Genomic DNA, 13,515 nt, shown 5'->3' on the forward strand with positions numbered 1-13,515 from the left:
TTCCGGGAAGGAGTGAAGATATTGACGCCAGCTGTTGAGATTAAAAAGAATATCCGCAAGAGCATGCCCTTATATCTCATGTTTTTATTACCGTTTGCCTATTTTGTCATTTTTCATTATGCGCCAATGGTTGGGAATCTGATGGCATTTGAAGATTATTCGATCGTCAAAGGCTTCTTTCACAGCCCATGGGCAGGGACGAAGTATTTCCGCCAATTTCTGACGGATCCGTATTTTTGGCAAGTGGTGCGCAATACTGTACTTATCAATTTGTATTCTCTCATTTTTTATTTCCCATCATCCCTTATTTTCGCCTTATTGCTGAACGAGCTGCAGCAAAAAGTTTTCAAAAAGTTTATTCAAAGCATCACGTATATTCCACATTTTTTATCGACTGTCGTAGTCGTAGGGATGTTGGTTAACTTTCTCTCCATCGACGGACTTATTAATGAAGTCGTGAAGCTTTTTGGCGGGGAAGCGAAGACATTTATGTCTATGCCGCAATGGTTCCGAACGATTTATGTAGGCTCTGAAATCTGGCAAGGGATCGGTTGGAACTCCATTATTTATTTGGCGGCATTGACTACGATCGATCCACAACTCTATGAGGCGGCAACGATGGACGGAGCAAACAGATGGCGTAAATTGCTGCACATAACACTGCCTGGAATTTCAACGGTCGTTACGATTATGCTGCTTTTAACGTTGGGCAAAATGCTTTCCGTCGGATTCGAGAAAATTTTATTACTGTACAGTGGTCCCACGTATGAGACGGCCGACGTTATCCAAACATTTGTTTATCGCCGTGGGTTGATTGACAGTGACTTTAGTTTCGCTGCAGCCGTAGGCATTTTCCAATCGGTGTTGGCTTTTGCGCTTGTCATATCAGCGAATCAGATATCTAAAAAATTGAATGGATCCCGGTTGTTCTAGCAGGAGGAATTGAGATGCGACTTCGTAACTTTTCTGTTTTCGATACGATTAACTTGGTTTTTATGTTGGCTATGATCTTTATTACGCTTTATCCACTTTACTACATGGGAATAATTTCCATTAGTTCGGGGTCATCCGTTAGCAGCGGCGAAGTATTTTGGCGACCTATAGAGATTAATTTTAAAGCCTACAATGTTATTTTTAATGATCCCGCGATTTTACGTTCCTACGGAAATACCATTTTCTATACGGCTGCCGGTGTGCTTATTAACTTGGCGATGACGGCTCTTTGCGCCTATCCTTTGTCCCGTAAGCATATGTATGGACGTTCTGTTCTTGCCTTGTTCGTGGTATTCACCATGTTCTTCGATGGTGGTCTTATCCCGCGGTATATGGTGGTTCATGCGTTAGGAATGGTCAATACGGTATGGGCGATATTAATTCCGACTGCGATCAATGTTTTCAATATGATTCTCATGAGAACATTTTTTGAAGATATTCCAGAAGCGCTGCACGAGTCTGCCATTATGGACGGCGCTGGAGAGTTTCGAGTTTTCACCAAAATTGTGCTGCCGCTTTCTTTGCCTGTTATGGCCACTATGTTTCTTTTTTACGCGGTGGCGCACTGGAACAGCTTTTTTCCTGCCCTTATTTATTTAAATGAGAAAAATCTGTACCCGATGCAAATCATCTTGCGCAATATCGTCATATCGGGAGATATGGCTACACAATCCGCACAGCTTGGGGCAGCAGAGGCAGGGATGGCTGTCATGACGGAAAATATCAAGTATGCCTGCGTGTTCGTTGCGATCTTGCCCGTGCTTGTCATATATCCGTTTGTGCAAAAATACTTTGTACAGGGGGCAATGCTTGGTTCTGTAAAAGGTTAAAGTCTACTCATTTAGGGGGATAACATGGCTGTCGAAACGAAGCTTCATTTAATAGGTAACGCTCATTTGGATCCGGTTTGGCTATGGCGCTGGCAAGAGGGATATGCAGAAATCAAGGCGACTTTTCGTTCTGCGTTGGATCGATTGAATGAATACCCTGATTTTGTGTTTACTTGTGCTTGCGCGGCGTACTACAAATGGGTGGAAGAGAATGCCCCGGGGATGTTTGCCGAAATTAAGCTGCGTGTTGCCGAAGGAAGATGGGTCATCACAGGTGGGTGGTGGATACAACCGGATTGCAATTTGCCGTCGGGTGAATCGTTTGCGCGGCACAGTTTATACGGACAACGATATTTTATGGAAAAATTCGGGGTGATGGCGCGGGTCGGGTACAACGTGGATTCGTTCGGCCACCACGGCATGATGCCGCAGCTATTGAAGTTAGGCGGGATGGATTCCTACGTATTTATGCGTCCAGGCGCCCATGAGAAGACGCTGCCGCACGATTTATTTTGGTGGGAATCGGAAGATGGCAGCCGCGTGATGACGTTCAGGCTAGCCGACAGTTACGGGAATTGGGCGAGCAATGGCATGGAAGATAAGATTCGCAATCACAGAGCTGTGGCAGCTGCAAGCGGGCATGCTTTCATGTCCTTCTACGGAGTTGGCAACCATGGCGGTGGACCGACCATTCATAATCTTGAACTCATCCATGAGCTTCAAGAACGACCTGACATGGACGGCATCCAGTTAAGTTCTCCGAATCGATATTTCTCAGAAATGAAGCAGATGAATCCGGATATTCCCGTCATTAAGGATGAAATGCAGATGCATGCCGTCGGCTGTTATTCCACGCACTCTGAATCCAAAGCCGCGAACCGCAGAGTCGAGCACCAGATGCTTACGGCTGAGAAAATGTCTTCCTTGGCTAATTTGATGCGAGGTTTGCCGTATCCTATGGAAGCGCTTAATCGAGCGTGGGAAAACGTGATGTTTAATCATTTTCACGACATTATGGGCGGCTGCAGTATTAAGGAAGCTTTTGACGATGTTCGGGATTTTTACGGCGAGGCATCCAGTATAGGAGCAAAAGCAATAAACGCCGCCCTTCAAAAGATATCTTGGTCCATTCATACGATGAAACCAGGCGTAAAATCGTTAAGCAAAGAGAAGGACTGGCAGCTCTGGGAGCAAGATGATCTAGGTTCGCCTCTTGTGGTGTTTAACCCTTTATCGTGGGAGGTGGAGGCACCCATTGTCATAAATAAGAAGGTGGCCGGTGTGACAGATGCTGCAGGCATTCCTCTGCCTTTTCAAACGGTCAGGGCCTCACGGACCAATACCAGTGATAAATGGGATACCTTCATTAAGGGGAAAGTTCCGGCTTTTGGCTATCAAGTATTTTGGGTCTATCGGGATAAAGCCTTCTACGTTGTAGAGCCAACGGATGCCGTCAGGGCAGAGGGATGTTTGCTGGAGAATAGTCAAATATGCCTTGAACTTGATCCAGCTACGGGGTATATCCGTCGTTGGATTGACAAGCGGAATGGCGGCAGAGACGTACTAGTCGGCGACGGAGCAGTGCCAATTGTCTTGGATGAGAGTCACAGCGATACCTGGGGACACGGTCTTACGCACTATCGCGATGAGCTGGGACAATTCGGAGGCGCTGAATTAAAGGTGCTGGAGCATGGACCGCTGCGAGCGACGATAAGAGTAACTAGCTATTATGGAAATTCTGTACTTCGCCAGGATATCAGCTTGCAGCCTGACAGCTCTGATGTGCATGTCAAGGTAAGGCTGGACTGGAGAGAACAGCATAAAATGCTGAAGCTTGCTTTCCCTGTTCATGTGGAGCAGCCTCATGCCGTGTTTGAAATTCCGTATGGATACATCGAACGCCCTGCTAATGGAGATGAAGTGCCTGGACAAATGTGGGTGAATCTATCCGGCGATGAGCCAGGTACAACGGACAGTACGGAGTCAACTACGTTCGGTCTTTCATTAATTAATAATGCAAAATACGGATACGACGTGCAGGACAATGAGCTAAGGATGACAGTGGTACGAAGTCCGATCTATGCCGACCATTTCGGCGAACGAGATGAAGAAGTGGAATTTATGGATCAAGGTGTACAGGAATTTGTATATGTCCTTTCGCCACATAGCGGATCATGGCAAAATAGCGGAGTTGTTCGTAAAGCCTACGAATTGCATAATCCGCTGCTGCAAGTTTGGGAAACGTATCACGATGGGGATTTGCCTCAGATTTCGGAGGGGATTTCCATATCGTCAGACCATGTGATGGCAGTAGCCTTCAAGCCAGCCGAGGACGGGAATGGATGGATTCTCCGCTGCCAGGAGATTTATGGAAGGGAAGTAGAGACGGAATTGAGCATGCCCTCCTTGAACCGCAGTTGGCGAAGCACGTTTGGAAGATGTGAGATTAAAACGTTTTTCCTGCCTTCCGTACTGCATGAGCCGGTTGTGGAAGTGAATTTTATAGAAATGAAACATACGGAGGAGAGATAGAACCAATGAAGATTAACAACCCGAGTGGCGTATGGCCGACAATGATAACTTTGTACAAGGAGTCAGGCGAAATAGATTTTGATGCGATGGGACGTATGGTTGAATGGTTTATTCAAAACAAAGTTGACGGATTATTTGCTGTCTGTCAGTCCAGTGAGATGTTTTTCTTGAGCTTGGAAGAGCGCGTGAAGCTTGCCGCTTTTGTCGTGGAGAAGGCAGCGGGAAGGGTTCCCGTCATTGCGTCGGGACACACCGCTGACTCGATTGAAGATCAAGTTCGAGAAGTGACGGCGATGTCAGAAACAGGTGTAGAGGCGGTAATCCTGATCTCGAACCGATTGGCGGACGAAGATGAGTCGGATGAAGTGTGGAAGGATAATGCTCGGAAGCTGATCGAACGACTGCCGGAGCATATTGCGCTTGGGATCTATGAATGTCCATTTCCTTATAAGCGGCTATTGACGCCATCGACATTGAAGTGGTGTGCGGATACCGGAAGATTTTTCTTCTTAAAGGATACTTCTTGTGATGTGGAGATGATCAAAGAAAAGCTGGAAGTGATCAAAGGAACTTCATTGAAGTTATTCAATGCCAATACCGCTACGCTTTTGGATACATTGAAGCTGGGCGTTGACGGTTACAGCGGGGTTATGGCCAACTTTCATCCGGATCTATATGCTTGGCTTTTGCATCATTGGGAGGAGCGGCCTGAAGAAGCGCAGTATTTGAGCGATTTGCTGAGTGTAGCTTCATTTATTGAACGGCAGTTATATCCAATTAATGCGAAATATTATCAAATGAAGGAAGGTATCAGCTCGAACTATCACTCGCGCGCGAGAAATCATGATGAGTTTACAGCCACGAATAAACTCGAAGTGGATGAGTTGTACCGTCTCTCCAAGAAGTTATCGCAGCAATTTTCTATCCATCATTGACGCATAGGCAGGCAGCACACTATCGTGCTTCCTGCCTATCCTTTTATTTTGCTAGTAGAAGAAGGATTCATGTAGAAAGATTAGAATACTAATAATTGAAACCGCTTACCATAAATAGAGAGCAATCATAATGGGGGAGTAAACTTGAATTGGAGACACCTGAAGCAAACGTTGAATAAAAATAGATTGTTTTTTAAGATCCTTCTTTATTTCCTTTCTTTGCTGATCCCTATTGTCATCCTCGGAGTCATCGCCTATTTGAATGCGGATCAATTAATTAAGAAGGATGTCTCCGGAAAGCTTACGGATAATTTGGCTGCCTCCTCCAAAACCATTGATATCTATTTAGGTATGGCACAATCAACCAACAATAGCTTGCTTCTCAGTGATACCATTCAACAATATTTACGACCTTATCCATTACTGACAGACGAAGAGAAAATTAAGTTGCCTTCGATTGTGAGATCCATTGCGGGGAATCGCAATACGATAAGCCACTTTGTCGACAATATCTTTCTATTTGTGGATGATCAGCGTGTTTATTTTAGTGATGGCATGGTTGACTTCGATGTTTTCTTTGACACTTTCTATAAATTTGATGGTTACAATAAAGATTTCTGGCGACAACAATTACACGAAAGCAGCTTGTTCGAACTTTTGACACCGACGAGAGTGGCTAACCCGAATATGAATACAAATCGTGATGTCATTCCGAGTGTTACGACCCAATATTTGAATGGTCATTTGGCAACGATGGTGACGACCATTTCTATCCCTACAATTGTAGATACGATGCAAAACAACTCCATTTTCTCGACCACCCAATATATCGTCATGGATAAAAATAATCAGATCATTTTGCAAAGCAGCGGTTTGGATGCAAGGGATGTGGAGCTTATTGTTGCTGGTTTTTCGAAGGAAAAAGCAAGTAGCGGAGCCCTTAACATCGGTCAAGAGCAGAACTGGATTGTTCAAACCACCTCCGAATATGGATGGAAGTATTATTCGATTACGCCGGTGAGTTCTTTTAACCAGGAGTCTTCGAGCATTTTTAGTTTGATCATCTGGATCTGTATCAGTTTAATCATCATTGGCATCGCTTTTTCTGCCATATTCAGCGTTCGGCTGTATAACCCGATCAAAAATATCAGAGATATTTTACAAAAAACAGAACGCATTGAGGAAGGCAACCAAGAAACCCCACGCAGCGGCGAACTTCAACGGATTGGGAATAGCGTCAGCCAATTGATCCAGCAGCATAAGGATGCAAATATGAAAATTCATACCTTTTCAGAGGAAATTCTTGAGCAGTTTTTCACGAATCTAATTAAAGGGGTTCGAGGGGGACAGCCCTATGCGGTTAACCAGATTTTAAAAGAAATTGATTTTCATACAGGTACCTATTTATGCTGCTGCTTTGTGTTTATGTTCAGGGATCAATTCTATCATGACATTCTGGAAGCGGATCGCTTATTAATTTTCGAGAAGATGAAAAATGTGCTATGGGGCATTATGAAAAAGTACGTGAATTGTTACTTGGTGGAATATGAGCCCTACTTATATGTTTGCATGGTCAATTTGAAGAGCGAAGCAGACCGTGAACAGCTGGAACAAGCTTTAGAAATGATTAAAATGACCTTTGCTTACGACACCATGTACTGTGAATTAGTTATTGGCTTAGGAAAAAGATACGACAAGATTGAGGACTATTCCAAATCTTATAGTGATGCTATTACGGCTATAGATAAGCGGACAGATTCATCCAAGACGGTCATCGTCGATGCAGCGCATTTGGATATCGATCAGAACTACTATTATTCCTTCCTGGATGAGACCAAAATCGTGAATAAGCTGAAATCAGGCGATCGGGAAGGCTTAAGGGGAGAACTGGAAGGGATTATTGCTTTGAACAAAGCAAGAGGGGTTTCTTATCACTTTCTTGGGGCTTTGCTCGTGGAATTTTTCCATACAGGCAACCGTTATTTGACCGAAAAAGGACTTCGTATGAATGACTTTTTGGAGGCTAATGAGCATGATTTTTTGAGTCAAAAGGAGCTATTGCCGACAGAGTTTGATGCAAGGTTGAAAATGATATTTGAGTTCTACGATAAAATGATCACAGAAACGTTGTATAAACCCGAAAGCAAATCGGGTACGATCGTATCGCTTATTACCGCCTATATTGAGAAGCATTATGAAAAAGATTTATATCTGGAAGTGATCGCAAACGAGATAGGTCTGTCCGCCAAGTATGTGTCCAGGATGTTCAAAGAGACGACGGGGACGAATATTTCGGACTATATCAGCCTGATTCGGATTGCAAAAGCGAAAGAACTGTTGGCCCATACGGATATGAAGATTAGTGATATTGCAGATCAGATCGGCATTTTCAGCCGCACAACCTTTTTGCGTTTATTCAAAAAACATGAAGGCATCTCACCGAATGAATATCGGCATATACACGGCAGTAAGCAGAAATAGCGTGGAAGTGGACGATTCAAGCAGGGTAGAAGAATGAATCATCGAGACTCAAGTGGAAGAATGGTTCATCGTAGGCTGATTTGGTTCTTTTAAAGCGGGGCAAGTCGCTTATACAATAAAAATGGCCAGAATAAATCCAGGTTATTGAGGGGGAACACCATGGATTTCAGAAACAGGAGATTGTTAACTGCCTGCTGTTCGCTGGTTGTAGTTAGCGAAACTTCATTTAAAAGCGCCTACTACGTACGAAGAGCTATATCAGGTACTCAAGAAGTTTAAAGAAGCTTATCCGGCATCTTATCCTTTTACAAGTAGAGCGGCGAATGGCAAAACGGGAACAGAAAATTTGATCAACCCTGTTGCTTTCGGCTTTGGGAGTGGCTATACGAATATTACGGGTACTAAAATTTACTATGAACCGCAGACGCAGCAATATAAATTTGGTCCTTTTGCCCCCGAATTCAAAGAGGCTATCGCCTATCTTCATAAACTTTATAAAGAAAAACTGCTTGATCCAGATTATGCCGTAGCGACCTCTCAAATATGGCAAGAGAAATTAAGCTCAGGCAAGTCATTCTTTTTTCAAGATAACAATGGATTCGGAGCAAATTTTAATAAAGCACTTCAGGTTAAAGAACCGGAAGCCAAATTCGAATTGTTACCTGCTCTGGCGAGTAATAAAGGAGTTAAGCGCAATACCATTTATCAGCTGGATCACCTCGGTGAAATGTACGCGATAAGTGCTAAAGTTAAAAATCCGGAAGAAGTAATTAAGCTGATCGACTGGATGTATGGAGAAGAGGGGACGAATTTAACCAGTTTCGGGGTAGAAAATGTGGATTACACGCTTGTTGGAGGCGAATATCAAATATCGGATGCAACGAAATTGAAGTTCAAAGATAAACAAGATCCTTTCCGCGCGATGCAATCTGCCCTTGGTACCGGCTATCTTGGCTTAGCGTTTCAATCCGATGACCATCCGATCCTGTTATCTTCTGCACCGGAATTGCTGAAGTGGTCGGAAAAGGCAAACCAGGATCTGGCTGACGGGATTAATTACCGAGAGGTCAATGATCCTCCATTTAATAAACAGGAACGGGATCGGCTTAAACAGCTACGCACACAATTAGATGCCTATTTAACTCAAAACATGGATAAATTCATTGTCAGTGAAGGGGCATTAAACGATTGGGATACTTTTATCAAGCAATGCAAAGACAAAGGGGCAACCGAGATTGAAAAGATATACAATACGGCACTTGCACGAGTGATGAAGTAACTTGATCAAGGGGGTACTACGGAATGAACGCTATTTTGAGTTCAATGACGACACGTTATCCTGAATTGATAGGCTGTTTACCAGATATCGAATTGGGTTTTGAGCTGTTAAACCATTCGTTTCATCAAGGAAACAAGCTGTTATTGTGCGGTAATGGTGGAAGTGCCGCAGATTGTGAGCATGTTGTAGGCGAGCTGATGAAGGGATTTATCTCCAAAAGACCTTTATCCGCAACCATAAGCGACCGTTTTGAACGTGAATTCCCGGGAGAAGGATTGGATCTTGCCGATAAGCTCCAAGGGGCGCTGCCGGCGATTTCACTCGTTAGTCACTCAGCTTTGATAAGCGCTTATGCTAATGATGTGGATCCAGAAATGATTTTTGCCCAACAAGTGTATGGCTATGGCCGTTCAGGGGATGTATTGATTGCATTTAGTACATCAGGCAACTCCACGAATATCTTGCGGGCTTTGCAGGTTGCCAAGGTGCAAGGTTTGAAAACCATTGGTTTTACAGGGGATAGCGGCGGTAAATTAAAGTCTTTATGTGATGTGACGATATGTGTGCCTTGGGAGAAAACCCTCGACATTCAAGAGAGGCATCTGCCGATCTATCATGCGTTATGCCTGATGTTGGAGGAGGCGTTTTTCCCAAAATGACGCTAGTTGCAGCAGTCGATATTGGTGGAACAAAATGCGCAGTAAGCTTGGCTGTTGTCGAGAAGGATAGCGTCGTATTCGTGGATAAAATAAGCTTTCCGACCCCATCTGGGCCAGAAATGGCAATTGGTGAAATCTGCGCATCTCTTGATACGATGTTATTGCGTTATCCAGATCGGACACCTGAAGCCATAGGTATCAGTTGTGGAGGTCCGCTTAACAGTCAAGCGGGCATCATTCTCTCTCCTCCAAATCTTCCCGGCTGGGATCAGATTGATGTCGTATCTCCTTTGCGTGAACGTTATGGTGTTCCAGTCGGATTACAGAATGATGCGAATGCCTGTGCCTTAGCCGAATGGCGTTTTGGAGCGGGAAAAGGTTGCCGCCATATGGTTTTCCTTACTTTCGGCACAGGCATGGGAGCGGGACTGATCCTTAATGGGCAGCTATATATAGGTGTGAATGATATGGCAGGTGAAGTAGGGCATGTTCGTTTGGAAGCCGATGGCCCCTGGGGATACGGCAAGGCGGGTTCATTTGAGGGCTTCTGCAGTGGCGGCGGTATTGCGAAGCTTGCTCGCACGATGTCGCTTCAAGCCATTCAGGAGGGGAAACCACCTTCTTATTGCCAAACAATGGACGATCTGAGCAGTCTGACTGCGGAAACGGTAGGAAAAGCTGCGGAAGCAGGGGATTCCATGGCGATTCAAGTTTATGAGACGGTAGGTCGCCGCTTGGGGCAAGGGCTTGCTATGTTAATTGATGTGCTTAATCCGGAGAAAATTGTAATTGGCAGTATCTATGGACGACAGCATAAGCTGCTGGAGCCTCTGGTAATGGAAACATTAAGGGAGGAAGCGCTAACGTTCTCCTTAGATGTTTGTGAGATCGTGCCCGCCGGGTTGGGGGAGCAGGTTGGGGATTATGCAGGGGTATCTGTTGCAATGGAGATGTTGAGTAACAGTTAAGCGTGGACAATAAAACCAAATTTTAACTTATTATACTTTAAAAGTATTTGTTGAATGAGGGGGAAATCATGATGGAGAGTGGGGGCAAAAAGTACGCCCTTGGCGTCGATTATGGTACGGAAAGCGGCCGGGCTGTCTTGGTGGATGTGCAGACCGGTGAGGAAATAGCGGCAAATGTAACGGTTTATGCACATGGTGTAATAGATCGTCACCTGCCTGATTCAGAGGTGATGCTCGCGAAGGATTGGGCTCTGCAGCATCCAGGGGATTATCTGGATGTGCTTCGCCAATCGGTGCCCGCAGTGCTTCAGCAAGCCGGAATTCCGCCGGAGTCCGTGATCGGCATCGGTATTGACTTCACCGCTTGCACGGTGCTGCCTGTGAATGCGGATGGCGTTCCATTATGCTTTTTCGAGGAGTACTGGAACGATCCGCACAGCTGGACCAAGCTCTGGAAGCATCATGCGGCGGCCCCGCAGGCGGAACGTATAAACCATTTGGCCAAAGAGAGGGGCGAAGATTTCCTTCCCCGTTACGGAGGCAGCATCTCTTCCGAATGGCTTCTGCCCAAGCTGCTGGAGACGGCCGAACAGTCACCGGCTGTATTCGAGGCGGCCGATCGCTTCGTGGAGGCGGCGGACTGGGTCGTATGGCAGCTTTGCGGCGAGCTGGCCAGGAGCAGCTGCTGTGCAGGCTACAAGGGAATATGGCACAAGCTGGAAGGGTACCCGTCCACGGAGTTCCTGAAGCAGCTGGATCCGCGGTTCGAGAGTTTGTACCATACCAAGCTGGCTGGTGCTGTAGTACCCGTCGGCTCCCGTGCAGGAGGTTTGGAACCACGGATGGCCAAAGAGCTCGGTTTGCTTCCAGGCACAGCCGTTTCTACTGCCATCATCGATGCACATGCGGCCGTACTCGGATGTGGTGTCACTGAGCCAGGCAGTATGGTTCTGGCTATGGGAACTTCGCTCTGCCACATGGTTCTCGGCGATGAAGAACATCTCATTCAAGGAGTTAATGGTGTGGTAGAGGACGGCATAGTGCCAGGCATGTTCGGCTATGAAGCGGGTCAGCCGGCCGTTGGCGACATGTTTGCATGGTTCGTCAACACATCGGTATCCGAAGAGATAACGCGTCAAGCTGCCGCCGACGGAATAGGCGTTCATAACTGGTTGGAGCGTGAAGCCGGTAAGCTAAGTCCGGGTCAGTCCGGTCTGCTCGCGCTCGATTGGTGGAACGGAGGGCGTTCGCCCATCTTGGACGAAGCGTTATCCGGACTCCTTGTCGGGTTGACGTTGAGCACAACACCGGCTGAGATCTATCGCGCGTTGCTGGAGTCAGCAGCTTTCGGGACAAGACGGATCATCGAAACCTTTGAAGATAGCGGAGTGCAGATAGCTTCTCTCTATGCGTGCGGCGGGTTGCCGCAAAAAAATAAGCTGCTGATGCAAATCTTTGCCGATGTTCTGGGGTTGGACATCAAGGTGGCGAAATCGACTCAACCTGTCGCGCTTGGCGCAGCTATCTGCGGAGCGGCCGCAGCGGGCAGCCAAGCAGGCGGCTACGACAGCCTGAGTGACGGTATTCGGGCGATGGGGCAAACGAAAGAGCAGTCCATTCGACCGAATCGTGAGCACAAGGCTGCTTACGACAGGTTATACGCCCAGTATCGTGTGATGCATGAGGCGTTCGGAGTACCTTCCGGTCCAGTAGGGAAGGTAATGCGTGAGCTGAAGCGTATGCGAACTGGGATTTAGAGCGTCAAGTCATGCATGGCCTGACGGCCACGACCAAAAAGTACTCGGCCTGTGAATCTGCTTGTTCCTTTGGAACTGCGGGTGACAGGCCGTTTTTTTTGGTAGGAAATGCTCTGAGTCACAAACCAGCTGACTGTATTCCGAGGGAGCATCTTCTATTTGAACTTTTGGGAGCGCTGCCTAAGATTAACGGGAAATAATACCGCAATTTTAGTGGCGTAATCAGGCTATAGCATGAATAGATGGCATTTCTCCAGTTAATGGGGGCGACTGAGCTAGGAAGCAGGGGTGTTGGGGTGAATTAACGGCGTTTTTTCCAGTTATTGGAATTATAGTTGAAAAATGCTTTGAATAACTGGAGTTTTTCCTGTTAATGGATGCAGATCCATAAAAATCAGGCTGTCAAAGGTCATCTGTGAGGTAAAGGGATTATGAGGGAAACCTAGAAATTAGTATGGAAGAAAAAGATAAGAAAGGTGCTGTGATGGCGTATGTTCTTAGTTAATTCTCGTGCGATCATTGAAAGAATACAAGATGGAACAATCGAAATTGTAGTTCAGACACGAAATAAACCTGGTGAACCTCAAAGGATTGAACTACCTGGCGGGAGAATAGAGCAATACGAATCGTTACTAATAGCACTTATAAGAGAAGTAAAGGAAGAGACTGGCCTTGATATTGTAGAAATTGAAGGTGAAGATACAAGGATTGATACAGTTGGTATCGATCCGAGTTTTGAAGTGGAGTGTCTAAAACCCTTCGGGGCTTATCAGACCCTTAACGGGCCCTTTGATTCGGTTGGAGTCTACTTCCGTTGTAAAGTGCAAGGGGAGTTAGTGCAATCAGGTGATGAAACTAAGAACCCAAGATGGATTGCCGTAGATGAATTAAGACAACAAATGAAGGACGATCCCCATCAATTTTCCAGTGTAGACAGGGCTGGAGTTATGTTTTATTTGAAGTATCTGGAGAAACAGAAACTAACGGATTAAAAGACTTTGTAAATCTATTGTCTTTTTACTAGATTCAATAGATAATAATGGTAATTTACTGGATAGTGAAATTTGGGGGAAGAGCAACA

Annotated in this window: 9 protein-coding genes and 1 pseudogene; all 10 read left to right on the plus strand. The window is 45.7% G+C overall.

The features are described from left to right. Nucleotides 1-21 precede the first annotated feature (21 nt). The 10 genes and pseudogenes from ACUN27_RS09630 to ACUN27_RS09675 all read left to right on the plus strand — a co-directional run bounded on the left by ACUN27_RS09630 (nt 22) and on the right by ACUN27_RS09675 (nt 13,426). Nucleotides 22-933 carry an ABC transporter permease gene (locus ACUN27_RS09630; protein WP_379174455.1) on the plus strand — a complete coding sequence of 304 codons (912 nt, stop codon included), beginning with the start codon at nt 22-24 and terminating at the stop codon, nt 931-933. 14 nt (nt 934-947) lie between these two features. Further along, nucleotides 948-1,823: a carbohydrate ABC transporter permease gene (locus ACUN27_RS09635; RefSeq protein ID WP_315951753.1), complete on the plus strand. Its 876-nt coding sequence runs from the start codon at nt 948-950 to the stop codon at nt 1,821-1,823. Nucleotides 1,824-1,847: 24 nt separating this feature from the next. Then, nucleotides 1,848-4,355 carry an alpha-mannosidase gene (locus ACUN27_RS09640; protein ID WP_326060360.1) on the plus strand — a complete coding sequence of 836 codons (2,508 nt, stop codon included), beginning with the start codon at nt 1,848-1,850 and terminating at the stop codon, nt 4,353-4,355. Nucleotides 4,356-4,360: 5 nt separating this feature from the next. Next, entirely contained in the window at nt 4,361-5,290 is a 930-nt protein-coding gene (locus tag ACUN27_RS09645) for a dihydrodipicolinate synthase family protein (RefSeq protein WP_326060359.1), read from the plus strand. A 144-nt stretch (nt 5,291-5,434) separates the two neighbouring features. After that, nucleotides 5,435-7,771 (plus strand): helix-turn-helix transcriptional regulator, encoded by a 2,337-nt coding sequence (locus ACUN27_RS09650; RefSeq protein WP_315951750.1) that lies wholly within the window; start codon nt 5,435-5,437, stop codon nt 7,769-7,771. Nucleotides 7,772-8,000: 229 nt separating this feature from the next. Then, nucleotides 8,001-9,050, plus strand: a pseudogene (locus ACUN27_RS09655) (extracellular solute-binding protein); the annotation flags it as partial. A 23-nt stretch (nt 9,051-9,073) separates the two neighbouring features. Continuing rightward, nucleotides 9,074-9,709, plus strand: coding sequence for a D-sedoheptulose-7-phosphate isomerase (locus tag ACUN27_RS09660; protein WP_315951748.1), 636 nt, complete (start codon nt 9,074-9,076; stop codon nt 9,707-9,709). After that, nucleotides 9,706-10,677, plus strand: coding sequence for an ROK family protein (locus ACUN27_RS09665; protein ID WP_315951747.1), 972 nt, complete (start codon nt 9,706-9,708; stop codon nt 10,675-10,677). Before ACUN27_RS09660 ends, ACUN27_RS09665 begins: the two co-directional genes overlap by 4 nt. A gap of 68 nt (nt 10,678-10,745) precedes the next feature. Beyond that, nucleotides 10,746-12,434, plus strand: coding sequence for a ribulokinase (locus tag ACUN27_RS09670; RefSeq protein ID WP_326060357.1), 1,689 nt, complete (start codon nt 10,746-10,748; stop codon nt 12,432-12,434). Between the two features lie 491 nt (nt 12,435-12,925). After that, nucleotides 12,926-13,426 carry an NUDIX hydrolase gene (locus ACUN27_RS09675; RefSeq protein ID WP_326060356.1) on the plus strand — a complete coding sequence of 167 codons (501 nt, stop codon included), beginning with the start codon at nt 12,926-12,928 and terminating at the stop codon, nt 13,424-13,426. The last annotated feature ends 89 nt before the right edge of the window (nt 13,427-13,515 follow it).

This window comes from Paenibacillus sp. WC2504 (assembly GCF_052682475.1).